General features: G+C 60.5%; 19 protein-coding genes and 1 riboswitch. Of the genes, 6 read left to right on the top strand and 13 right to left on the bottom strand.

Annotated features, from left to right (window positions below; all coding sequences use genetic code 11):
- The first annotated feature begins 148 nt into the window (after positions 1–148).
- Positions 149–1444, top strand: coding sequence for an adenylosuccinate lyase (locus tag EPN93_15260; GenBank protein TAL33022.1), 1296 nt, complete (start codon positions 149–151; stop codon positions 1442–1444).
- Positions 1445–1569: 125 nt separating this feature from the next.
- Here EPN93_15260 and EPN93_15265 read toward each other — a convergent pair whose 3' ends face one another.
- The 4 genes from EPN93_15265 to EPN93_15280 all read right to left on the bottom strand — a co-directional run bounded on the left by EPN93_15265 (position 1570) and on the right by EPN93_15280 (position 4409).
- Entirely contained in the window at positions 1570–1938 is a 369-nt protein-coding gene (locus EPN93_15265) for a PaaI family thioesterase (GenBank protein ID TAL33042.1), read from the bottom strand.
- A gap of 71 nt (positions 1939–2009) precedes the next feature.
- Positions 2010–3092, bottom strand: a complete 1083-nt coding sequence (locus tag EPN93_15270; protein ID TAL33023.1) for a hypothetical protein — start codon at positions 3090–3092, stop codon at positions 2010–2012.
- Positions 3093–3158: 66 nt separating this feature from the next.
- Entirely contained in the window at positions 3159–3959 is an 801-nt protein-coding gene (locus EPN93_15275; GenBank protein TAL33024.1) for an MBL fold metallo-hydrolase, read from the bottom strand.
- Between the two features lie 21 nt (positions 3960–3980).
- Positions 3981–4409 carry a MarR family transcriptional regulator gene (locus EPN93_15280; protein TAL33025.1) on the bottom strand — a complete coding sequence of 143 codons (429 nt, stop codon included), beginning with the start codon at positions 4407–4409 and terminating at the stop codon, positions 3981–3983.
- Positions 4410–4675: 266 nt separating this feature from the next.
- Here EPN93_15280 and EPN93_15285 point away from each other — a divergent pair, with 266 nt between their 5' ends.
- The 4 genes from EPN93_15285 to mutS are packed head-to-tail and all read left to right on the top strand — an operon-like array spanning position 4676 to position 10862.
- Positions 4676–5848 carry a CoA transferase gene (locus EPN93_15285; GenBank protein TAL33043.1) on the top strand — a complete coding sequence of 391 codons (1173 nt, stop codon included), beginning with the start codon at positions 4676–4678 and terminating at the stop codon, positions 5846–5848.
- Positions 5845–7164 carry a tRNA (N6-isopentenyl adenosine(37)-C2)-methylthiotransferase MiaB gene (miaB, locus tag EPN93_15290; protein ID TAL33026.1) on the top strand — a complete coding sequence of 440 codons (1320 nt, stop codon included), beginning with the start codon at positions 5845–5847 and terminating at the stop codon, positions 7162–7164. The genes EPN93_15285 and miaB overlap by 4 nt, the downstream gene beginning before the upstream one ends.
- Positions 7145–8287 carry a hypothetical protein gene (locus EPN93_15295; GenBank protein ID TAL33027.1) on the top strand — a complete coding sequence of 381 codons (1143 nt, stop codon included), beginning with the start codon at positions 7145–7147 and terminating at the stop codon, positions 8285–8287. Before miaB ends, EPN93_15295 begins: the two co-directional genes overlap by 20 nt.
- Positions 8277–10862: a DNA mismatch repair protein MutS gene (mutS, locus tag EPN93_15300; GenBank protein ID TAL33028.1), complete on the top strand. Its 2586-nt coding sequence runs from the start codon at positions 8277–8279 to the stop codon at positions 10860–10862. Before EPN93_15295 ends, mutS begins: the two co-directional genes overlap by 11 nt.
- An 18-nt stretch (positions 10863–10880) precedes the next feature.
- Here mutS and EPN93_15305 read toward each other — a convergent pair whose 3' ends face one another.
- The 6 genes from EPN93_15305 to EPN93_15330 form a co-directional block, all read right to left on the bottom strand.
- A complete protein-coding gene (locus tag EPN93_15305) occupies positions 10881–11834 on the bottom strand; it encodes a M28 family peptidase (protein ID TAL33029.1) in 954 nt (317 codons plus the stop codon).
- Between the two features lie 60 nt (positions 11835–11894).
- Positions 11895–12638 carry a slipin family protein gene (locus EPN93_15310; protein TAL33030.1) on the bottom strand — a complete coding sequence of 248 codons (744 nt, stop codon included), beginning with the start codon at positions 12636–12638 and terminating at the stop codon, positions 11895–11897.
- A gap of 183 nt (positions 12639–12821) precedes the next feature.
- The gene (locus EPN93_15315) at positions 12822–13673 is read right to left on the bottom strand and encodes a hypothetical protein (protein TAL33031.1); all 852 of its coding nucleotides are present in this window, start codon (positions 13671–13673) and stop codon (positions 12822–12824) included.
- A 1-nt stretch (position 13674) separates the two neighbouring features.
- A complete protein-coding gene (locus tag EPN93_15320) occupies positions 13675–14418 on the bottom strand; it encodes a hypothetical protein (protein ID TAL33032.1) in 744 nt (247 codons plus the stop codon).
- Entirely contained in the window at positions 14418–15494 is a 1077-nt protein-coding gene (locus EPN93_15325) for a hypothetical protein (protein ID TAL33033.1), read from the bottom strand. Before EPN93_15325 ends, EPN93_15320 begins: the two co-directional genes overlap by 1 nt.
- A 109-nt stretch (positions 15495–15603) precedes the next feature.
- Positions 15604–18072, bottom strand: coding sequence for a hypothetical protein (locus EPN93_15330; protein TAL33034.1), 2469 nt, complete (start codon positions 18070–18072; stop codon positions 15604–15606).
- Between the two features lie 94 nt (positions 18073–18166).
- Positions 18167–18289, bottom strand: a riboswitch (molybdenum cofactor riboswitch).
- A gap of 173 nt (positions 18290–18462) precedes the next feature.
- Here EPN93_15330 and EPN93_15335 point away from each other — a divergent pair.
- Entirely contained in the window at positions 18463–20229 is a 1767-nt protein-coding gene (locus EPN93_15335) for a hypothetical protein (GenBank protein ID TAL33035.1), read from the top strand.
- Between the two features lie 113 nt (positions 20230–20342).
- Here EPN93_15335 and EPN93_15340 read toward each other — a convergent pair whose 3' ends face one another.
- The 3 genes from EPN93_15340 to EPN93_15350 form a co-directional block, all read right to left on the bottom strand.
- Positions 20343–21260 (bottom strand): helix-turn-helix domain-containing protein, encoded by a 918-nt coding sequence (locus EPN93_15340; GenBank protein ID TAL33036.1) that lies wholly within the window; start codon positions 21258–21260, stop codon positions 20343–20345.
- A 42-nt stretch (positions 21261–21302) separates the two neighbouring features.
- The gene (locus tag EPN93_15345; protein TAL33037.1) at positions 21303–21512 is read right to left on the bottom strand and encodes a transporter; all 210 of its coding nucleotides are present in this window, start codon (positions 21510–21512) and stop codon (positions 21303–21305) included.
- 437 nt (positions 21513–21949) lie between these two features.
- Positions 21950–23142, bottom strand: a 1193-nt coding sequence (locus EPN93_15350; protein ID TAL33038.1) for an aminotransferase class III-fold pyridoxal phosphate-dependent enzyme, incomplete at its 5' end; no start/stop codon positions are given.

Genomic DNA, 23142 nt, shown 5'->3' on the forward strand with positions numbered 1-23142 from the left:
CTGTGCCGTATTCTCGAATATACCTAAAAGCGGGGCTGCCGCACACCTATTTTAGCATCCGCGGCCGCGCCCCCCGCGTAAAATATGCTTGATTTCGGGCACGGCGATCGGCGATCCTGATCGTATTCTTAAAATCAGGCGGTGCGGGATGATAGACCGGTATTCGCGGAAAGAGATTTCCGACATTTGGACGCTCGAGAACAAGTTCAGGATCTGGCTCGATATCGAGATCGCGGCCTGCGAGGCGCACGCGGAGAAGGGGCTTATCCCCCGCGAGGACCTCGCCGTCATCAAGGAAAAGGCGGCGTTCAGGGTCGAGCGCATCCTGGAGATCGAGGACCAGGTCCATCATGACGTGATCGCGTTCCTGACCGCGGTGGGCGAGAATATCGGCCCGGCGAGCCGTTATGTGCACTACGGCCTCACGTCGAGCGATATCGTCGACACCGCACTTTCCATCCAGATGCGCCAGTCCGGGACGATACTCCTGCGGGGGGTAAACGCGCTCATGGCCGCGCTCAAGGCGAAGGCCCTCGCCTACAAGCATACGCCCTGCATGGGACGCTCGCACGGGGTGCACGCCGAGCCCACCACCTTCGGCATGAAGATGGCGCTCTACTTTAAGGAATTCGAGCGCGACCGGGAGCGCCTGGAGCGCGCGATCGAAAACATATCGTTTGGAAAACTCTCCGGCGCCGTGGGGACGTTCAGCAATATCGACCCCGCCCTCGAGGCGGTCGTGTGCGCGAAGCTGGGACTCAAGGCCGATCCCATCTCGACGCAGGTGATCCAGCGCGACCGGCACGCCGAGTTCATGGCGGCGCTCGCCATCACCGCGGGGACGCTCGACCAGCTCGCCACCGAGATTCGCCACCTCCAGCGCACCGAGGTGCGCGAGGTCGAGGAGCCGTTCCAGAAAGGGCAGAAGGGATCGTCCGCCATGCCGCACAAGCGCAACCCGATACTCGCCGAGCGCGTGAGCGGGCTCTCGCGTGTGATCAAGGCGAACATGAACGTCGCGCTGGACAACATGACCCTGTGGCACGAGCGGGACATATCGCACTCGTCGGCGGAGCGCGTGATCCTGCCGGATTCCATAATCGCCCTGGATTACATCCTGCACCGCATGATCTTCATCATAGAAAACCTCCACGTCTACGAGGACTCCATGATCGAGAATATCGGGCGCACGGGCGGGCTCTACTTCTCGCAGGCGCTGCTCCTCGCGCTGGTCGAGAAGGGGCTTTCCCGCGAGGATGCGTACGCCCTGGTGCAGGGAATCGCGATGCGCGTGTGGAAGCGCGAGGGTACCCTTATGGAACTCGCGCGTAAGGAGCCCGCAATCGCCGGGAAGATTCCGGGCGCGGAGATGGACGCGCTCTTCGACATGAGCGCGTACCTGAAAAATATCGATTTCGTGTTCCGGAAGGCCGGGCTTGATTGACGGGGAAGGCACAGTCTAGATGAAGGCGCGGATTCGAATCCGCGCCTTCATCTAGACCGTCAGCTCTTCAATCCCCCTTCATCTTATCATCTCCCATGAAGGGCGCCCGCGCAATAGGGTTTCCATTAACCAGTCTTCTTCATCACCGCGAGCGTGACGGTCGCCTTGGCGACGAGCTTTCCCCCGGCATCGCTTCCCGCGTAGACCATGCTCTCGCACACGGTAACGGCGCTTCCCGGTTTAAGCACCTCCGCGCGGCAGAAGAGCGCGCTTCCCGTGGCGGGCCGGAGAAGGTTGATCTTGTATTCGACCGTGAGGACGTACTCCTGGGCTCCCATGAGGGTCATGCCCGCCCCGCCCGCGGTATGGTCGGCCATGGTGCCCAGCACCCCCGCGTGCACGACGGCGTCCTGTTGCAGGTGGCGCGGCTGGAGCGCGAGGGTCGTCTCGCACCAGCCGGGCCCGCAGCCTTTCAGAACTATGCCCACATCCATGACGAAGTTCGCGGTCGCGAACCCGCGCTCGATGACCGCCCGGAAGGCTTCGTTTTTCGGCTTCACCGTGCTCACCGCGCCATGATCTTCACGAAGCCGTCGAGCCTGCCCTTCTCCTGGGCGGCCTTGATGCCCATCTCCTGGATGCTCGCGGGGACCTCCGGCACGCGCGCGCGCTCCGCCATCGAGATCGCCTCCGCCGGGCACCCGGTCGCGCACAGCCCGCAGCCGATACACGTGTCCGCGCTCACCACGGCGATGCCGTCCTTCATCTCGATCGCCTTGACGGGGCAGCGCTCCGTTACACATATTTCACAGCCGGTGCATGCCGCACCGTCCACGCGCGCCTCGAAGCGGCTGGGTTCGAACGCATGCGGGTGATTAAGCTCGGTGCGTCCCCGTAGGATGGTGCAGCAGCACGGACAGCAGTTGCAGATGACGCTGGCTCGGTCCTTGCTGTTGTTGCTCGTGTGGACGAGCCCCGCCTCGTCACTGCGCTTCAGGGCGTCCTTCGCCTCGTCCTTGCTCGCCTGCCGCGCGTAGCCGCGCTCGACCAGGAACTTCGCCGCGGAGTCGAAGATGATGCACACGTCCTTGGGCTTGTCGCACTTCCCCACGCTGACCCTGCACGCGCACTTTGTGAGAGCGACGTAGTCGGAATTGTCGATAAGCTTTGCGACCTCTTCATAGGGGTGTACCCTGGACTGGGGCGCGAGCGATTTTTCCACGGCCACCACGCGCATGAGCGGCGTCGGGTTTCCCGCGAAGGAAGCGCCCAGGGCCTCGTGATGGTATTTCGACCAGAGCTTTCCCAGCGTGTCGTGCATGGGCGTCCCCCCGCCCTTCATGAATGGGAACTCGAAGAGGCCCGGGATGGTGGGGACCAGGCCGTAGCTTTTCGCGCCGTCCTTTTCCTTCGAGAAGATGATCGCCTTGTTTGCCATCTTTTCCAGGCGCTCCCCGGCGGTCTTTTCGTCAAGCGAGGCCGCCTGCGCGATCTTCGCGAGCGCGAGCGGCTTGAAGCTCATGACGAGCGCAACGTCCGCCTCCTCGGGCGTGAAAAGGATTTTCAGGATCTCGATGAAGGTGTCGGTCCGCGGCGCGGTCGAGGGATGCGTGTCGATTATCTGTTGAAGCGCTTCATATCTGTCCATGCGGCCTCCAATGTCAGCGTTTATTTCATCCGCGTGCACTTATTCCGCACAACGGTCTTGCGCGATTCACATCTCGAGCAGCGAGCGTACCAGGTTCTCCGTCCGGTAATGTCCGCCGGTGAGCTCCGCGAAGGGGTGCTCCCCGCCGAAAAGCGTATTCATTATGGAGGGAATATCGGCCCCCCCGTCTTGAAGATGCTTCGCCTTTCCCGAGTACTCCTCCAGGTAGCCGATACACTCCCCGAGCGCACGGCGCCCGTCCGTGACGATCTTGCCCACGGAGGTGAAGAGGACAAGCCCGTCCGGGAGCGCCGATAAAATTTTTCTCATCGAATCGACCGTCGCGCGCATGTCCTCCTCGGGGCGGATGAACTTGGGTTTCTCGCGCGCGAAAATATCGCCGGAAAAACACCAGCCCCGCGCGCGATCGACGAGCGCGACGTGCCCCAGGCTGTGGCCGGGGGTGTCGATAACCTCGAAGGTATGCGCGGGCGTGCGCAGCTCCGCGGGAAGTTCGGCCGGGTCCGATAGCTCCGGGACCCCCCATACGAATTCCTGGTAGGGACGGAGCTCCTGGCCCCCCTTTATGAAGGGAATCGATTCGCGGTGCGCGTATATCGGCACCCCGAAATGCTGTGCGACGAGCGCGTTCGCGCCGATATGATCCTCGTGAAAGTGGGTGTTCACGATCGTTTCCACGCGCTCGTTCCGGATGAATTCCATGAATTCGCCTTTCGTCCATTCACAGCCGGTGTCGATGAGGAGCCCGTCCACCAGGTACGCGGAAACCCAGTAAAGGACCTTTCCCTCCACCTCGCGCCCCATGCGGACCTGGATGACGTCTTCGTAGGTGCTTGTTTCCAGCATGATTTCCTTCCCTTCATAGCCTTACAGGCTGTCGTTCATCTTTTCCAGGAGCGCGAAAAGCGTTTCCCGCTCGCCGTCCGAGAGCGCGGCATAGAGCTTCTTATGGAGGTTTCCCGAGACCCTCCCGACCGCGGGCCTGGCGGCCTTCATCTTGTCCGTGACCGCGATGAGCGAGACCCTGCCGTCGGACGGGTCCTGCACGCGCGTGAAATAGCCGTGCTCCGTGAGGCGCTGCACGATCCCGGTGATCGTGGACTTGTCCTTGTAGGTATAGCGCGAGATTTCCTTCATGGGCATGGGCCCCTTGCGCTCGACGATGTAGAGCACGTCTCCGTAGGAGGGGGCCACCCCTTCAAGGCCCTCGTGCGCCATTTCTTCCTCCAGAAAGGCGTAGGCCTTCTGGCGAATGCGGCTCAGGGTATAGAGAAAGTTGGTCGGTTTCACCTTCATTATTGGTTTGGTACTAAACTAAATGGGGTGGGTTGTCAAGCTATTTTCAAGAAAATTACCCGGTGCGAGCGTTCATCCGCGCGCGCCTTTCAAGGGAGATGGATGAGATGACGGGGGATTGACGAGATGCCGTGGAAGGCGCGGATTCGAATCCGCGCCTTCCACGGCATCTTTCCCCGCTACAAATTTTACTTTTCAAACCCGGCAGCCTTTGTAGTATGGAGAATCCGGGGGCCTGTCCGCCCCTGATGATCGAAGGGGCATCCATGAACGCACACCTGAGCGGACTCAAGATTCTCGATTTCTCCTACCTGCTCCCGGGCCCGTACGGCACCCTCATGCTCGCGGACATGGGGGCCGATATCATCAAGATCGAGAACCCGGCCAATCCCGACATGACGCGGCTCCTGGACTGTCCCGTGGACGGGGTGTCCGCGGCGTACCTCTACCTCAACCGCGGGAAGCGCTCCCTCTCGCTCGATCTGAAAAAGCCCGGGGCACGCGACGTGGTGCTGCGCCTCCTCCGCGAGTACGATATCGTGGTCGAGCAGTTCCGCCCCGGCGTTATGGACCGATTCGGCCTCGGGTACGAGGCGCTCAGGGCGATCCAGCCGCGCCTCATCTACTGCTCGGTCACCGGATACGGGCAGACGGGGAGCTACCGCGACCGGCCGGGCCACGACATCAACTACCTCGCGCTTTCCGGAAGCGAGTCCTACGCGGGACGCGCGGGCGCGGGTCCCGTTCCGGGCTCTCTCCAGGTCGCCGATATATGCGCGGGCTCAAAGAACCTCGCGATCGGGCTCCTCGCGTCCGTTATACGCCGCATGAACACGGGCGAGGGAGAGCATGTCGACATTTCCATCGCGGACGGAAGCTTCGCGCTGGCCGCACTCCAGGCGGGCGCGCTCGTGGACGGCTGCGCGCCGCGTCCCGAGTCCGAGCCCCTGAACGGCGGCTCCCTCTACGATTTCTACCGCACCGCCGACGAGCGCTACCTCTCCGCGGGGATGCTCGAACCCAGGTTCCGCGCGAACTTCCTGGCGGCCCTGGGCGTTCCCGAGGTGGAATTCTCGTCCATGAGCGCGGATGCGCTCGCGGCGCAGAAACGCGCGGTCGCCCGCGTGATCGCCTCCATGCCGCTCGCGCACTGGGAAAAGCTTTTCGCCGGAATCGAGGCCTGTGTCGAGCCGGTGCGCACCCTCACGGAGGCCGCCGATAATCCCCCCTTCTGCGAGCGGGAGATGACGGTGGAGGTGCCCACGGTGGAGGGAACGCCGGTGCGACAGTTCGGCAATCCCCTCAAGTTTTCCTCGGGGACCGGGACGGCATCGTTCGCCGGTGCGCCCATGGGCCACCACAACGCCGAGATACTGCGCGGCGCGGGATACTCCGACGCGGAGATTGAGGCGCTCGGGAAATCGGGGATACTGGGTTGACACCGCGCACCTACTTCATCGAGACCTTTGGCTGCCAGATGAACAAGGGCGATTCGGAGTTCATGGCCGCGTCCCTGGAGCGCGAGGGCTTCCTTCCCGCTCCCTCCGAGGACGAGGCCGGGGTCGTCATATTCAACACCTGCTCCGTCCGCAGCCATGCCGAGGACCGGGCCCTCGCGCGCATCCGCGAGGCGAAGGCGCACGCGGGACGCGGGCGCGTGGTCGCCGTCGCCGGATGCATGGCGCAGAGGATCGGCGAAGAGATGATCGCGCAGGGGGCTGCCGACCTCGCCATGGGGCCCTACCGGTCCCTCGATGCCGGGAAGATTATCAGCGAATTCCTGATCGACCGGGGGCGGGCGCTCCACCTCACCCAGGAGCGCTCCCTGCTTGCGAGCCGCGTGGATACCGAATGCGTTACGCGCGACATCCTTCCCTGGCACAAGTGGGTGACCATCACGCACGGCTGCGAAAACTTCTGCGCGTACTGCATCGTGCCTTACGTGCGCGGACCGCTCGTCTCCTTCGAGTCCGGCGAGATCATCCGTTCGATCGAGCGCGCCGCGGGGAACGGCGTCATCGAGATCACGCTCCTGGGCCAGAACGTGAACCAGTACGGGCAGGACAGCGGGGACGTCCCCTTCCACGAGCTCCTCTCGCGCGCCGCGGCGGTTCCTGGAATCGCGCGGGTCAATTTTTTGACTTCGCACCCGAAAGACTTCACCCCTGATATCGCGCGCGTAATCGCGGCACACGGAAACATATCGCGCGCGATCCATCTTCCGCTCCAGAGCGGATCCGACCGGGTGCTCGCCCTCATGAACAGGGGGTACGACATGGGGCATTACCTGCGCGTCGTGGATTCGATCGCGTCGGTCCTCCCGGACTACGCGCTCTCCACCGACCTCATTGCGGGTTTCCCCGGCGAGACTGCGGACGATTTCCAGGGGACGCTTTCCGCCATGGAACGCATCCGCTTCGACGAGGCGTTCATGTACGCCTACTCGCCCCGTGAGGGGACCGCCGCGTTCTCCCTGCCCGAGTCCCTCACCCGGGCCGAAAAGCTCGAGCGGCTGAGAAGCATTATCGACGCCCAGAGGGAGATATCGCGCTCCAGGCTCGCGGCGCGCGAAGGAAGGACCGAGCGCGTGATCGTCGAATCCATCAGCAAAAAATCCGCGGACGAGGTCATGGGACGCACCTTCCTGAATCATCCGATGGTGCTCCCCGGCGCGAAGGACGACATCGGACGGGTGCTGGACGTCGTCGTGCGCGGGCTCAGGGGCTCCACGCTCTATGGTGAGCGCGTTGCATAGGGCGGGCACGATCGCGCTCGCGTGCGCGCTGCTCTGCGCCCTCCCCTGCGCGCTGCGGGCGGACGAGGCCGGCGCGTGGAAAAAGATAATCGCCCTCCATCGCGAGGGAAACGCCTCCGGACTTGACGACGCCGTGGCGGCCTTTGTAAAAAGTTATCCCAGGAGCGAGTTCGCGCCCGAGGCGCGCATGCTCGCGGCGGAGCTCGCCCCTTGGCCGGACGACGCTCTCGGCCGCTACCGGAAGATACGGGACTCCTACCCTTCCTATGGAGTGCGCGTAACGGCGGCACTGAAAGCCTGCGAGATCCTCTACCTCGCGGGAAAGTGGGACGAACTCGTCGCGGAGGCGCGCGCGGGCCTCGCCGGGGCGCCCGCCGACGAGAGGGCGCTGCGGATAAAGCTCCTGCTCGCGCGCGGGCTCATCCACCGCGAGCGCTACGACGAGGCGCGCGCCGCGATCGCCGCGATCACCGCCGACCACCACGATTACGAGGGGCTTGCCGAGGCGCTGCTCCTCTCGTCGCACGTTGAGCGGCATACGAGCGGGCTCTCGCGTGCGTACCTGGGTATCCTGAAAGAGCTCGTGGTCGGGTTCGGCGATTCGGCGGCAGCGGCCTCGGGGCTGTACCTGCTGGGGCGCTATTACGAGAAGCGCGAAGACTGGGACCGCGCGCACTCCGCGATGGCGGACGTCGTGAAGCGCTACCCCTCCTCCCCGGAGGCGGATTACGCGCGGGAACGGGTCGAGGCGCTGGCGTCGCACAATCCGCGGCGCGTCGACTACCTTCCCGACGAGACCCGGATGAAGTCCGCCGATATCCTTGACATAAGCCCCGAAACGGAGTACAGGGAACCCGACACGGGCGCCGAAACATACGCGGTCTCGCTGGGACCCTTCTACGACGCGAAGGACGCGAAGGAGATCGCCGCACTCGTGAAGAAGGAATTCGCGCCGGTGAATACGGTGAACCTGGGGGGCCGCTACATGATCTACGTGGGCCGCGTCCCCGACGCCGACACGGCAATCGGCGTGAAGACGCGCCTCGCGGAGGAGTACGCCCTGAACGGCGGCGTGGTGAGGATAAAAAAGCGCGGCAGCAGGCAGTATATCTATGGAGAATAAACGGAACGACCCCACGCTCACGCCGCTCATGCGGCAATACCTCGACATAAAGAAGAAGCACCCGAACGAAATCCTTTTTTTCAGGCTGGGTGATTTCTACGAGATGTTTTTCGAGGACGCGCGCGTCGCCTCGAAGGCGCTAGACATCGTCCTCACCTCGCGGCAGAACGACATCCCCATGTGCGGCATCCCCTACCACGCGTCCGAAAGCTATATCGCGCGTCTCATCAAGGCGGGGCACCGCGTGGCGATCTGCGAGCAGATGGAGGCGACGCCCTCGAGCGGGACGGTAGTCAGGCGCGACGTGGTGCGCGTCATCACCCCCGGCACCGTGATCGAGCAGAACCTCCTGGCGGGCGACGACAACAATTTCCTCGCGTCCATCGTGCTCCTGGAAAAAGAGATCGGCCTCGCATTCGTGGACGTCTCCACCGGCGATTTCTTCCTGTCCGCCATCCCGCGCTCGCTCGACCTGTACCGCGGCGAGATCGCGCGCTTCGCCCCGCGCGAGGCGATCCTGCACGGGCGCGGCGCGGAGGAGGACGAGCCCTTCGCGGCGCACGTCAGGGCGCGCAACATCCCCGTCAACCGCATCAACGACTGGTTGTACGATATCGACTACATGACCGGCACCATCACGCAGGCCTACGCGCTTGCCTCCGTCAAGGGGCTGGGAATAACGGGGGGCGCCGAGATACTGGCAGCCGGTTCGATCCTGGAATACTTAAAAGACACCCACCGGCGCGCCTTCGACCACCTGAAGCTTCCCCAGCGCATCGTGTCCTCCGACCGGATGATACTCGACGAGGCGACCATCGCGCACCTGGAGCTCATCGTGAACGCGCAGGACGGGACGAAGCACCGCACCCTGTTCGCGCTCCTGAACCGCGCCCGTACCCCCATGGGCAGGCGCGCCCTGGAGCGCGCGCTCCTGCAGCCCCTGCTCCTCACCGCGGACATCGAGCGCCGCCTGGACATCGTGCAGTACTTTTTCGAATACCACGGGCTTCTCGATGACGTGCGCGCGGCGCTTTCGGGCGTCATGGACATCGAGCGCGTCCTGACCCGCATCGCGGCAGGACGCGTGAACCCGCGCGACCTCCTGGCGATCGCGCGCTCCGCGCGCTCCGCGGACGCCGTGCGGGACGTGCTCTCGCCGCAGCCGCACGAGCTCGTCGCCGCCCTGGCCGCGGGCATTCCCCCCCTGGGCGAACTCGCCGCGCGGATCGAGGCGACGATCGAGGACGAGCCGGCGCTGTCCCCCGAGCACGGGCGCGTTGTGCGCAAGGGTTACAGTCCCGAGCTCGACCGCCTGTACGAGCTCAAGAAGGACGCGCGGACCTGGGTTATCGAGTACCAGGAGGAACAGAAGCGGGAGCTTGGCATCCCCACGCTCAGGGTGAAGTACAACAGGGTGCTGGGCTACTACATCGAGGTGAGCAAGGGTCAGGCCGTGAAGGTCCCGTCCGAGTACCTTCGCAAGCAGACCCTCGTGGGCGCCGAGCGCTACACCACCGAAACGCTTCAAAAGTTCGAGGAAGATATACTCTCTTCGTCCGAGAAAATCAAGGAGCTCGAGGAGGGGGAAATCCGCGTCCTCACGGAGGAGATTGTATCGGCGCGCAGCGCGCTCCAGGCCGCCGCCTCCGCCGTCGCCGAGATCGACCTGTTCGCGTCGCTTGCCGCGAGCGCGATCGAGCACCGGTTCACGCGCCCGCGCTTCAACGAAGACGGCATCACCGACATACGCGAGGGACGCCATCCCGTGGTCGAGCGCTATTATACCCAGGAGGTCTTTATCCCGAACGACCTTGCGCTCAACGCGCACGGAAGCCACATCCTTCTCCTCACCGGGCCCAACATGTCCGGGAAGTCCACCTACATCCGCATGGCCGCGGTGATCCAGCTCATGGCGCAGATAGGCTCCTTCGTCCCCGCCGCCTCCGCCGATCTCACGCCCGTGGACCGCATCTTCACGCGCATAGGCTCATCGGACAATATCTCGCGCGGCGAGTCCACCTTCCTCGTGGAAATGAACGAGACCGCCGTGATCCTGAACAACGCGACGCCGCGCAGCCTCATCATCATGGACGAGGTGGGCCGGGGCACCAGCACCTTTGACGGACTCTCGATCGCGTGGGCGGTGCTTGAGTACATTTTAAGGTACATCAAGGCGAAGACGCTCTTCGCCACGCACTACCACGAGCTCACGAAGCTGGGCGAGAAGCCGGGCGTCGCGAATTACAACGTGCTGGTACGCGAGCACCTGGGCGCCGTCGAGTTTCTGCATAAAGTGGGACCGGGCACGGCGGACAAGTCCTACGGTATACACGTGGCAAGGCTCGCGGGAATCCCCCGCGAGATCACCGCGCGCGCTGCGAAGATACTGGAGCGCCTCGAAAAATCCGGAAGGGCGAAGGGCGCCGACGAACAGGACGACGCCTCGGAACAGCTCGAGATGTTCAACGCCGCGAACCACCTTGTCATTCGGGCCATCCAGGCGATCGACCTGGATTCGATCACCCCGCTCGATGCCATCAACGAGCTGAACAGGCTGAAGAAACTGATCACCTGACCGCCCTTTCCGTGGCGCTCATTCGCGCGCCAGGTCCATGACCGCCGCATGCACGCCCTTCACGACTTCGGCCATGCGTGCGAAATCCAGGGTATCAATGGTATCCCCTGCGGTATGATAGCTGGGATTGCGGTAGAACGCGGTATCGGTCACCATGATGGCCGGGAATCCCACCTCCCAGTAGTTCCTGTGGTCCGAGAAATTCACGCCGGTCACCGAGGCCGGCGCCGCGATCGACTGGACCGGAAGCGCCGAGACGCCGGTCATCGCCTTCTTCACGCGCGCCAGCAGGGACGTCTCCTCCGTCCTTCCTACGATCGCGATGAAATTTCCGGTATCGGGATACGCCTGCTCCATGCCGCGCTGCGGGTATCTCTGCGAACGGCGCGCGTCGCTGAAAAAGCCGATCATCTCGAGCGCGATCATGGCCCTCACCCTTCTGAACTGCTTCGCCATGTAACGGGCATGGCCCGCGCTCCCCATTTCGCGCGTTCCAAAAAAAGGCGGCTCCTCGCTGCCATACGCGACCAGTTCGAGGCTCACCTCCTTCGATGTCCAGGTCGCGGTGAGCAGCCGCGCAAGCTCCAGCAGCCCAGCGACGCCGCTCGCGTTGTCGTCGGCGCCGGGAAAATCCCCGAACACGTCATAGTGCGCACCCACCACGACCACGTCCGTCATGTTCGGATTAATCCTGAGGACGACGTTCTTGAAATCCCCATGTTCGTTCGAATAATGCTGAAAATAAGACTCTGCGCCGGTCTTGAGGAACGCCGCTTTTATGTATTCAGCGGCCTTGTCGAGGGAGGCAATGTTCACGGAATTTCTCGGGGGGCTGATACGCGTGAGCGCGGCGACGTGCGCCTTGAGCAAGTCGGTGCTCACCTCCGGGCCGGCGCCATTTCCTTTGAATGGAAACAGAAATGACGCTCCCAGTGCAAGAGCGGCGACCATCATCGCAATTTTCTTTTTCATAAATGTGATTGATGCGATGCTGTGGAAGGCGCGGATTCGGATCCGCGCCTTCCACGGGCCCTATTTCTTCATGAACGGCGTGAGAATGTCGATCGGGATCGGGAAGAGCGTGGTCGAGTTGTTCTCGGTCGCGACCTCGCGCAGGGTCTGAAGGTACCTGAGCTGGAGCGCTATCGGGTGATTTTCCATGAGTGTGGCCGCCTCGATGAGCTTCGCCGCCGCCTGGAACTCGCCCTCCGAGTTGATGATCTTCGCGCGGCGCTCGCGCTCGGCCTCGGCCTGCTTTGCCATGGCGCGCTGCATTTCCTGGGGAAGGTCCACATGCTTCACCTCGACCGAGGAGACCTTGATGCCCCAGGGGTCCGTATGCTGGTCGAGCACGGTCTGGAGCTCGGTGTTGATGCGCTCCCGGTCACTGAGCAGGTGGTCGAGCTCGGACTGTCCCAGGACGCTCCGGAGCGTCGTCTGTGCGAGTTGCGAGGTCGCGTAGAGGAAATCCTCGACGTCGGTGACAGCCTTGTTCGGCTCGATCACGCGGAAGTACAACACGGCGCTCACCTTTACGGAGACGTTATCGCGTGTGATGACGTCCTGGGGCGGAATCTCCAAAGCGACGAGCCGGAGGCTCACCTTCACCCACCGGTCGATGACGGGGATGATGATGATTATCCCGGGACCCTTGGGCCGGGGAAGCAGGCGCCCCAACCGGAAAACGACCGCGCGCTCGTATTCCTTGATGACCTTGATCGAGGAGAGAATGAGAAGCACGAAAAGGATGAGGACGGTGGGTACGAACTGGAACATGTATGGCCTCCTTTGGGTGAGGGGAATTAGAAAAACAAATTAAGCGTGGCGCGGGGGTATTCATACCACCACACGCCGATACACTCAAGCTAAAAATATGGGGCAATCACGCCGGAGGCAAGCCTGCGCATACATGAATGCTGGTCGGGGAAGAAGATGATCCCCGACCAGGGCAATGTTCCTTTAAATCTTTTCGGCGCGGCGCGTGCTTCCCGCGGCGAAATACAGAGCCATCATGAGTATCACGAGCCCGAAACAGGGCAGCAGCACGAGAAATCCCGGGTCACGCGTCTGGACAAGATAGACCTGCGCCATCCCCGGTGTACGCACGTGGTCCATATGAAAATTGCGTTCTTTATTGCAGCTCTCGTCGGTCGGATCGATCCTCGCTTCTTTCATTTTTTTCCTTTCCAGGTCAAGCTGCAGCCATACGTCGCCGTCGTATACCGGAGAAAGAAATCCAAGGCGCGTCGATCGCGCCAGGGGCCCCTCGCCTATCTCCAGTTCAACCTCGACCTGCCGGACCCGATCATGCAGGAGCGATCCGTTCGGGAAGCGCTCCCGTTCGATCGTTTTGATCGCCGCGGTCCTGCCGTCCAGCAAATCCACGCGGGTGCTCTCCTGGATGGGGATTCTCCTGTATTCGTAGAGCGTGAACGTGAGGAAATGCCCGGAAAGCATCACCAGGAACACAATATGCACCATCGAGGGCGTCATGAGAATGAGAAACTGCTTCGCGGCGAAATTCGCGCGCCGGCTCCAGAGGAATGAAACACGCTGCATCGCGCATGCGATCGTGTTCGCGCCCAGTCCCGCGAAAAGGAGGAAAAGAAGCGGAAGCCACCAGGTCTTTCCCGGCTCGCCGACACCCCGGCTGAAAAACCAGTCCTGGATGCGCAGCGTGTTCGCTTCTTCGAAAAATGTAAAATTCGCGGAGGCGATAAGGGATCCGATATACATGGTCACCCCTATCGCGCATATGAGCCAGAATGTGAGCCCAGTGCTTCCCATGAAAGTCCATGCCTTGCGTATCATGTCAGCCTCCTACCCTGGGAAAGCTCATCTCGCCCAGGTACGAGCCGAAGGAGCACGCAATCGTAACGATCGCCCCGAGGGCCGCGTAGATGTATCTGCGCGCGGCGCTCCATGAGGGAAGGAAGCGGAGGTGAAGGTAATTGACGTAATAGAGCCAGATCACCGCCGTCTGCAGATGGCGCGCTCCCCAGCGGAACGTAGAACCCCAGCCCAGGTACGCCCAGATAGCGCCCGTTACCTGGGATATGCTGAACAGCACAAAACCCCAGACTATGAGCGTGTGAAACAGGCCGTAGTCTTTTTTCCGGATGAGGTTGTACATCGCGCCCCACGCCCCCAGGTAGAAACACGCGTGGCCCGCGCTCTCGGTCAGGAAGAAGGCCTGGGCCCACACGGTGAGCTTGTTGGGCGTCGGGGGGATGATACCCTTCGGATAGATGAATGCAAACACCATGAACATGCACACGATTGCGGTCGCGCGCTCCCAATTTTCGTCTTCTTCCGAGAACAGGCGTATCGCCAGCAGCGCGACCGCGATTGCAAGCGGCAGCAGGAACACCCCGTCGAACATCGCGTTAGGCAGGAAGAACCCGGTCAGCCAGGCGCGGCTCACCTGATACGACAGGTGTGCCGCCGCCCCTGCTCCCAGGAGCGCGATCCCCGCGATACGCATCCTGAACATTCCCGCGATAAAGCTCGCCAGGTAAAGCGCGCCTGCGGCATAGAGCAAATAGAGGGTATTCATCAGGGCTTCTCCAGCACGACGATATGTGAAAGTCCCCAAACGTCCCGATCGACAAAATAGTCGGCAACCGGACCCAGCATGGGTCCGTCGGGAAGGGCCGTACCATCCACGGTCTTCAGCAGCATCGCCTTCTTGCCGGCGTCGGTCAGGAAAAGCTCCCTCCCGGAAAAGAGCACCCGATAGCCGTCACAGGCGACGAACAGGTAGTACTGTTCGGAACCACAGCCGGGAAAATTCGCCTGGAGAAGCGAGAGCAGGTTATACCCGTTCGCCTTCGACACGCCCTTGAATCCCTTGCCGTGTCCCGTGCGCACCCAGCCGCTCACCGCGGCCTCGCTTACGCCCTGGTATGTTACGGGCGCCGTTTTCGCCCCCCGCACACAGGTGATTCCCGTCGATACGCATTTCTCGCCCTTCTTCGTCACGGGGAGGTTCTTGTTCGGGACCGCGCTCTCCCGTATCTCGATCTTCCTGACGTCGTCCAGGTAGCGCACCGTGTCGGGTTCCGCGGGACAGATAAGCCGCAGGCCGTTCAATTTCCCCTTGTGGATGTTCTTGTCGTAGATCGCCGCCGTTTTCGCGTCGTTGGGCAGAAGCTCTTTCCGGCTGAACGCCAGGACGGGCGCATCGGCGTCGGTTACCATGGTGAGCTCGCAGTAACTGAAGATGATCTCCTTTCCCTGCCCGTTCACAAAGGCCACGATCATGTCAAGGGGCTTGTCGAATGCCGCGCCTTCAGGCTTCTTGGGCGCGATACCCTCCAGGATGTGCAGGACGGAGATGCCGTGATAGCGATAGGTCCCCTGGAAACTGCCGTCCGGCGCGACTTCGCGCGTGCGGACGTAGGTGGGCGCGAACGCTGCCAGCGAATCGCCGTCGAACTTGTAAACACGTTTAGTGGCGCCGCTTATCTCGAGATTTAGCCCGCCCTTCATATCCTCGGTAAGGGCAAGGGGTGTCGCCCCGGTTACCGCCATCACCGACAAATAGTTTTTTGGATAGAACGCCTTGTAGCCCGCGTACGCGAGTACGAGGACCGCGACCGCGCATGCCGCATAGATATACTGTTTCTTCATGGCCGCCTCATTGAATGGTCTATTAATTGCATTGTGTGTTCCGGAAGCAAAAAAGGAAGAGGCAAGCGGTCCATTGGACCGCCTGCCTCAAATAGGATATGCATGGAGACTAAAATTTGGCGCCGCCGCCAATATAGAACATCCGGCCCGGTCCGGGGTTAAACGGATCGGCGTTGTAATCGTCGAGAACGTTACGGCAGAGTATGTAGACCTCGTACTTTTCAAGTATCTTCTGGCTGATCTTCACGTTGACCATGAGGGGATTGTGAAGCTCCACGGCCTGGAAGTACTTCGTTGAATAGGGACCGACACCGGCAACAGGCGCTTCTTTGAGGGCATACATGACCTGATTCCTTGTGTATTGGCCAAATATGTTAAATGATGTTCCCGCGATACTGGTTAATCTTATATCGAAAAGGAACACGTGTATCGGAGTAAATTCGAACTTCTTACCTTTATTAATCGAAACATCCTCTGTGTTATCAAGCCGTTCCGCATGGGTATACGTATAACCGATCGAAATGCTGGAACTGAAATGACTCGTAAGCTTTTCCGCTTTATGCGTCAGAAGGAGCTCGACACCCTGTGAGATGGCGCCATCGATATTGGTATACGTCGTGATTCCGGCAGTTTCGATATAGATTCGTTCGATTTTATCTACAAACCTGGAATAAAAATAGTCGGCTGATACGGTAAGTTCTGTTTTCTTCAGGTCAATGCTATATTCCAGACCAGCATTGCCGTTATACGACCGCTCAGGCTTGATCCTGAGATCATCCGTTTCGGTCGCCAGTCTCGCGTAGGCGGAGAGGGGCGGAAATTTTGTTTTTGAAGAAAATGCGGCACGAGCTTTAAGTGTTTCGGGAAGGATGGAATACACAAATCCCAATACCGGATTTATGGAATCACGCGTTCCCCAGATCATTGAATCATCTTTCGCCATGTATTTATCAACCCATGCGTGATCTGACCCTCCCGTTGCAACAGTAGTATTCAGGTATTTGTTTTCGACGAAATTCTGAGCATCATAAGAAATTCCGGCGGTAAGCTGCGCATTACCCAGTTTAATCTCATCCTCAATCGCTAACGTCAGGTAATCCGCCACGACATACGTTGTCTTGTAAGTGTCATTGCCATGGGCTGCGTAAATATCGGGGGATTGTGTTGAAGAAAGCGCCTGCTCTTCCGCCGTGTGGCTATCCCTGCGGAACAGCGCTGCAAAATTGAGCTTGTTCCACTTGGCGAGCTTATAGCTCGGGTAAATGTTCATGCCTACGGATTGCTCAGTCCATATGCTTGTATAATTGTCTTTCGGATTATTATCAGTAACCACTGCCGCGGGAAACATGGCGATGCTGTGGTCCTGGTCAGCCCACCCTATAAGGTTCGTTCTCTGGCGAACATAGAACGCGTTCGCCCGCAGGGTAAGGTCGCCAAATTCCGTTTTCGCATAAGGCGCTACGCTCAAATCATATTTCAAAGGCCAGTAAAATGCACGGTTGGTAAAACCAGCGCTCTTCCCATCCGTAGTAAGGCTTGTTCCGCTGGGATTAGCCCATGTATCGGTCGCATCGGTATACTTTGGAAAGTAGTTCGCCTGGAAAGTACTCGCATGCGCCTCAGTACGGGTATATGCGGACGATAGTCCGACCTCAGTCTTCTCGCTGAACGAGTATCCCATTTTTCCGGCTAAATTATATTTTGTGTAGTCGGTATGGTTCCATTTACCGGTATCGTTCAGATAGTTATCGAGCGACTGAAGCGTGATGCCCGCAAGCGTATTTCCGTACAGGTCGTAACGCACAAGCCTGTTAAACCATTTAGTCCGCTCGTCCTTATCCAGTTTGCTGGAAATTGAATAGCCGTCGGAGTGTGACGCAGTTGCGGTGATCCAATAGTAGAAATCGCCTATCGGCATTCCGTGCGCCGCGTTTATTGTGACGTTATTATAATCCCCGTATTCAAGATTCGTCTCCGCGAAAAACGCCTCCGGCTTCTTGGTTACCACATTGATCGAACCGATCGCGCCGTTAGTACCGTATAGGGCAGAAGATACGCCGCGGTTCACGATGACCTTAGAGGCGTTCATCACGGGTATCTGTGAGATATCCACGTTCGCTTCGTACACGTCGTTCACAAGCACGCCGTCGACAAGAATGGCGACTTTGTCAAGGTCGAAGCCACGCATGTAAAATCGTTTTCCACCCTTGTGGCTGGTTTCAACCTTGATGCCCGGCACCATCTCAAGCGTCTGGTCCAGGGTCTTCTCGCTGCGAGCCCGAATGTCGACGTCCGTGACCTCGGTCGTGGTGGACGCCTTTTCGATATTGGCGATCGCCTTTTCCTTGACCACGATTTCGCCGCCCTGGAAGGTCCTCACCTTGGGTTTATCCGCGGTATCGGCCGCCTTTTCTTGGGCCTTTACAACCGGCTTCTCCTCGACGGCCTTTTTATCGTCTTTCTTTACATCTTCCTTTTTTTCCGCTTTTTCGTCCTTTACGGCGGGATCCTGTGCCTGTACCGCGCTGAACGAAAAGAGGAGCGCGCACACGCACGCGAGTATGAACAGTTTTCTCATGCCTGAAATCCTCTCTTCCTGCTGATTTTATGTATGCCCTGTGAAAATGACCGTGGAAGGAAAGCGGACTGAATCCAGAAAGTACTACATGGATAGAAACACCGCGTACACCCTCGTTCCACAACCGGGAGGCAGCCCTGTTTCCGGGGCGGCCCTGTCGCCCATGCATCCTTCATCACGCGATCACAGGATATACGGGTCGAGGCGCCTATAACAGTGCGGAATGAGGCGATTCAGTGTCAACCGATTATTGTAATATTTAGTATGATTTTGTTACATTGTTTGGGTAAATATTTACTTTATATTACCAATTAATACTAATTTGTTGACATCACGATCGTCACATCGCATTTTGCGGTTGTAAATGCATCTTTTAACCGCGAGGCCACGATGATGAAAAAACTTATGGGCGCAATCGCCTTCTCCGTCATTCTTTTTATTGGCACGACCGGAGCAAGCGCTCAAGATGCAGATATGCCCCGCGTGGATATTTCGGGCGAAGTCCGACGGCCCCAGAGCCTGTCGATGCGCGACCTCGCGCGCTTTGGCGGCGAGGAGGTGCGCGTGTGCGAGATTGACGGGGAAGGCAATTTCCAGGGGGTGTTCATGTACCGGGGGGTGCCCCTGAAACACCTGCTGGAACTCGCCGCGGCCGCAAAGGAGGACGCCCCCTTCCACAAGCTCATCGACCTCGCCGTCGAGGTGCGCGGGGCGAACGGATCGCGGGCGCTTTTATCCTGGGGAGAGATCATGTACCGCCAGCCCTCGAACGCGATCATCGCGTACCGGGCGGAGCCGGTGATGCCTCAAAAAGATTGCTCGTCCTGCCACAAGAAAGGCGAGTTCGAGAAATGGCGTGCCCCGCTCTCGCGTACGATTGCGCTGCCGCGGCTGGTCCTTGCCGGCGACAGCCGTACCGGGCGCTCCATCGAGGGCGTGGTTTCCATCGCGGTGTTCGAATGCGCCCCCTCCATGCCGTACGTCCGCCTGAAAGACGAACAGTCACCCTCCATCGCGCTTGTCCGGAACGGAACGCGTATCGGCGAGGTAAAGGATCTCGCGAAGTTCCCGCATCGGGAAACACGCGTCCTGCAGGTGGGGGACGGCAAGGGGTTCCACGGCGCCAAATCGTTTATCGGCGTTCCCCTGGCGGAGGTACTCGCGGCGCAGGGCGTCGCCTATGCGCCGGGTGCGCTCTTCGTGGTCTCGTCGCCGGGGGGATACCGCTCGGTCTTTTCGGCCGGGGAGCTCTTTCTCGACCGCATGGGTTCCGGAATTGTACTCGCCGATTCGGCGCCGGGGTCCGATACGCTCGTCCCCGGGAAATTCAGCCTCGTCTTCGCGGATGACGTATCGGCGGATCGCTGGGTGAAGGCCGTCGATAAAATCGAAATGATCGAACCCGCGAAGGCGCCCATGCTCTATATCGTGGGCGTGGGCTGCGGCGACGTTTCCCTGCTCACGCACGAGGCGGTCACCTGCATGGCGAAGGCCGATACCTTCGTCTGCACGCAGGATATCGCCGACCGGTTCGCGCAGTACATGGGATCGAAACCGGTGCTCTACGACCCGCTCCTGTCGCTCGCCAATTATCAAAAGAAGAAAAACCCCGGCCTTGCCGATGCGGAGATAAAGGCGCGCGTGGAGGAGGCCCGGAAGGAGCAGATAAAAAGCCTTAAAGACGCGCTCGCGAAGGACATGACCGTCGCGTTCCTGGAATACGGCGATCCGACCATTTACGGTTCCTGGACCTACTGGCTGTACGAGCAGGTCCCGCGCGCGCGGGTGAAGGTGATTCCCGGCGTGAGCGCGTTCAACGCCGCGAACGCGATGATAGGCGTGAACGCGGCGGTGAACGGCGCGGTCGTGCTCACGGTGCCGGACGGGATACGGCGCAACGAGGACCTGGTGCGCGCCGCGGGAAAGAACGGCGACACGATCGCGGTGTTCGTGGGGCTTCACGAGCTCAAGACGATCGTTCCGATATTCCAGAAGTATTACGCCGCCGACACGCCGGTGATCATCGCCTACAAGGCAGGCTACGCCAGGGACGGGAAGCTCCTGAAAAGCACCCTGGCCGCCGTTCTCGCCGATGCGGAAAAGGAAAAAGAAAAGTTCCTGGGACTCATCTACGTGGGTCCCGCGCTGAGGCAGTAACAATCAGGAACAAAAGAACGCTTTAGAAAAGGCGTTGAAACCGCGAATGCACGCGAATGAACGCCAATGGTTTTTTATAAAATTCGCGTATATTCGCGGTTGCATTTCCCAAGCTACGACGTCGTATGCACGATCCTGCCCGAGTTCGAAAAATCGTAATCCCCCAGCGGCGCGACGCGCTTTCTGAATGTTTCGGTGTTGAGGGTCTCTATGAACGCCTGCACCCCGCGCGCGAAGAAGGTCTCCTGCGCGAGGACCATGTCGAAGCTTTCCTTCACGAGGGGCACGAAGGGGAGCCCCAGGAGGCGCGATACCGCGACCGTCGCCAGGCACACGTTCGCCTCGCCCGACAGGAGCGCGAGTCCCGCCTCCAGGTGCGTATACACCACGCGCCCGTAGCCGTCGATGCGGCCGGGATCGATCCCGCGCTGGTTCAGATTGTAATCGAGAAACACCCGCGTGCCCGATCCCTCCTGCCGATTGATGAAGCGCATGCCCTCCCCGGTGAGGTCCTCGAACCGTTCGATGCGCCGGGGGGCGTCCTTGGCGGAAATGAATCCCAGCTCCCTGAAGAAGAGGTGCACCACGGCGAACTTCTTATCGCCCAGGTGCGACGAGAGGTAGGGTATGTTATAGGTTCCCGTCGCGGGATCGAGCAAGTGGCACCAGGCGATATCGGTCTCACCAGCGCCAAGGAGGCGCAGGCCCTGGGTGCTCCCGGTGCTGGAGCTGAAGATGAGCATCCCGGGGGACGCTTCCTTCACCGTGTTGAGGAGGATCTCGAGAACGGGATCATTGCTTCCCGCCGCCAGGAGGCTGGTATCGGCCCCCCGATGCTTCTTCGCGCCCCCCTCCTCCCCCGCTTTCGCATGGACGGCGATCCATCGGTCGATGAGGTCCTTGGGGAAAATCCACTTGCCCGTGATCCTGGTCGCGGGAAGGTCGCGGTCGCGTATGAGGGCGTAGACCTGTTTCTCGTGCACGCCCAGGTATTCCGCGACCTCTTTGGTGTTCATCATCATGCCGGGCATGGGCCTTCTCCTGTACGGCCCATGATGGCACGAATGCGTCACCTAGTCAACAGCAATCATGACGTTCGAGGCCTTGACGACCCCATAGACGGAGGAGCCCTCCTTGAGGCCCAGGTTCGCCACGGAGGCGTTGGTGATGACCGATATGAGCTCCTGTCCGCCCGCGAGCTCGATGGTCACCTCCGAGTTCACCGCCCCGGTGTTTATCTTTTTGATCTTTCCTTTAAGCACGTTGCGCGCGCTGATTTTCATACGCTCCCCTCCAATAATGTATTTCAAGTACATTAATTTCCGATATCAAAGCCGGGCATATCTTCGTGTACATGATTAATCAGTATACGCATGTGCGGGAGATTCGGCAAGTTTTAAACGGAACGCACCGGCAATCGGGGACGATCACGGGGAATGAGGAATTGTGCGAATGGGGAACAGCGCAACCAGAACCGACCAGATCCTACAAAACCAACGCGAAACATCCACCGGGTCCGGATTTGAAAGTGCATCAGTATAAAATTTACTGATGCACTGCACCCGAACGATACCGCTCCCCATCCGGTGGCATAGGGGCGGCCTATCGCCGACAGCATGGTTCGACGGAGTTTACCCCGAGCCCGTCGAGGGGCTCACCATGACAGTGTGGTTCGACGGAGCTCTCCTCCCCCCTTTTTTCAAGGGGGGACCGAGGGGGGTTACACCCGCTCAAACAGACCCAACACCCTGTCGAAGCGCGCGATCGCGTCGTCTATGACCTCGTCGGTATCGGCCATGCTGGTGTAGAGACGGCTCCCGGCGAGACTTATGAGCCCCTCGGCCATGAGGACGGCGCCCGTCTCCTCCATGATGTGCTTGCGCTTCGTGACCTCTTCGAATATCTTGGGATTGGTGATCTCCATGAGCATCGCAGCGGCGGTCTCCAGGTGGCAGATCGATCCGTGGTTGAAGGCGACGAACGGAAGGTCATGCTTCTTGATGATTTCCTGCAAGCCTTTAGTGAGCCGGTCGCCCGCGCGGCCTGCCTTCACGTGCGCCTCGTTCTCCACGATCGCCTGGATCGCGAAATATCCCGCCGCACAGCTCAGGGGGTTTGCGGACAGGGTCCCGCCCACCATGGCGCGCTTCCCGAGTCCCTGGAGGCCCGCGGCAAACACGCTCATCACCTCGGTCCTGCCGCCCACGCCGCCCGCGGCCGGGTAGCCGCCCGCGACGCATTTCCCGAACACCGTGAGGTCTGGCTTCACGTCGAAATACCCCTGCGCCCCGCCCGGTCCCACGCGAAACGCCGTGACCACCTCGTCGAATATAAGGAGGGACGAGAACTCGTCGCACAGGGCGCGCACGTTCTTGTTGAAGTCGAAGAGCACGGGCCTGGTGCCGCTTTCCGGGCCCAAGGGCTCAACGATCACCGCGGCCGTCCCGCCGTTCTTTTCGTTCTCCTCGAAGAGCTTCCTGAGCGCTTCGAGGTCGTTGGGGTAGACCTCCTGGACGAACTCGAAACTCCCCTTGGGGATGCCGTGCGCCTCGAGCGTGCCCAATCCGGGAATGCGCATGCCGAGCACCATCTGGTCGCTCCATCCGTGGTAGGCGCCCCCCACCTTGATGATGTAGTTCTTACCGGTGAAACAGCGCGCGGCGCGGATCGCGGCCATGCAGGACTCGGTGCCGCTGGCCAGGCTCCTGAACAGCTCGACCGAAGGGATGAGCTTCGTGATGAGCTCGGCGAGCTTGAGCTCGTACTCGTGAAAAAGCCCCGTGACGGGACCGGACTCGCGAATGACCCCGATAACCTTCTCCTGGACCGGCCCGTAGTTGGAGCCCAGAAGCGTGGGGCCGCCCGCCTGCAGGAAGTCGATGTAGCGGTTCCCATCCACATCCCAGAGATAGG

Source organism: Spirochaetota bacterium, assembly GCA_004297825.1.
Lineage (GTDB): Bacteria > Spirochaetota > UBA4802 > UBA4802 > UBA5368 > FW300-bin19.

Bases quoted from the DNA above. Each gene is read 5' to 3' on its own strand.
- EPN93_15335 (TAL33035.1), top strand. From the start codon at position 18,463: ATGATGAAAAAACTTATGGGCGCAATCGCCTTCTCCGTCATTCTTTTT.
- EPN93_15275 (TAL33024.1), bottom strand. From the start codon at position 3,959: ATGCTGGAAACAAGCACCTACGAAGACGTCATCCAGGTCCGCATGGGG.
- EPN93_15295 (TAL33027.1), top strand. From the start codon at position 7,145: ATGGTGAGCGCGTTGCATAGGGCGGGCACGATCGCGCTCGCGTGCGCG.
- EPN93_15315 (TAL33031.1), bottom strand. From the start codon at position 13,673: ATGATACGCAAGGCATGGACTTTCATGGGAAGCACTGGGCTCACATTC.
- EPN93_15285 (TAL33043.1), top strand. From the start codon at position 4,676: ATGAACGCACACCTGAGCGGACTCAAGATTCTCGATTTCTCCTACCTG.
- EPN93_15340 (TAL33036.1), bottom strand. From the start codon at position 21,260: ATGCCCGGCATGATGATGAACACCAAAGAGGTCGCGGAATACCTGGGC.
- EPN93_15310 (TAL33030.1), bottom strand. From the start codon at position 12,638: ATGTTCCAGTTCGTACCCACCGTCCTCATCCTTTTCGTGCTTCTCATT.
- EPN93_15260 (TAL33022.1), top strand. From the start codon at position 149: ATGATAGACCGGTATTCGCGGAAAGAGATTTCCGACATTTGGACGCTC.
- EPN93_15345 (TAL33037.1), bottom strand. From the start codon at position 21,512: ATGAAAATCAGCGCGCGCAACGTGCTTAAAGGAAAGATCAAAAAGATA.
- EPN93_15280 (TAL33025.1), bottom strand. From the start codon at position 4,409: ATGAAGGTGAAACCGACCAACTTTCTCTATACCCTGAGCCGCATTCGC.
- EPN93_15270 (TAL33023.1), bottom strand. From the start codon at position 3,092: ATGGACAGATATGAAGCGCTTCAACAGATAATCGACACGCATCCCTCG.
- mutS (TAL33028.1), top strand. From the start codon at position 8,277: ATGGAGAATAAACGGAACGACCCCACGCTCACGCCGCTCATGCGGCAA.
- EPN93_15265 (TAL33042.1), bottom strand. From the start codon at position 1,938: ATGGATGTGGGCATAGTTCTGAAAGGCTGCGGGCCCGGCTGGTGCGAG.
- EPN93_15330 (TAL33034.1), bottom strand. From the start codon at position 18,072: ATGAGAAAACTGTTCATACTCGCGTGCGTGTGCGCGCTCCTCTTTTCG.
- EPN93_15320 (TAL33032.1), bottom strand. From the start codon at position 14,418: ATGAATACCCTCTATTTGCTCTATGCCGCAGGCGCGCTTTACCTGGCG.
- EPN93_15305 (TAL33029.1), bottom strand. From the start codon at position 11,834: ATGAAAAAGAAAATTGCGATGATGGTCGCCGCTCTTGCACTGGGAGCG.
- EPN93_15325 (TAL33033.1), bottom strand. From the start codon at position 15,494: ATGAAGAAACAGTATATCTATGCGGCATGCGCGGTCGCGGTCCTCGTA.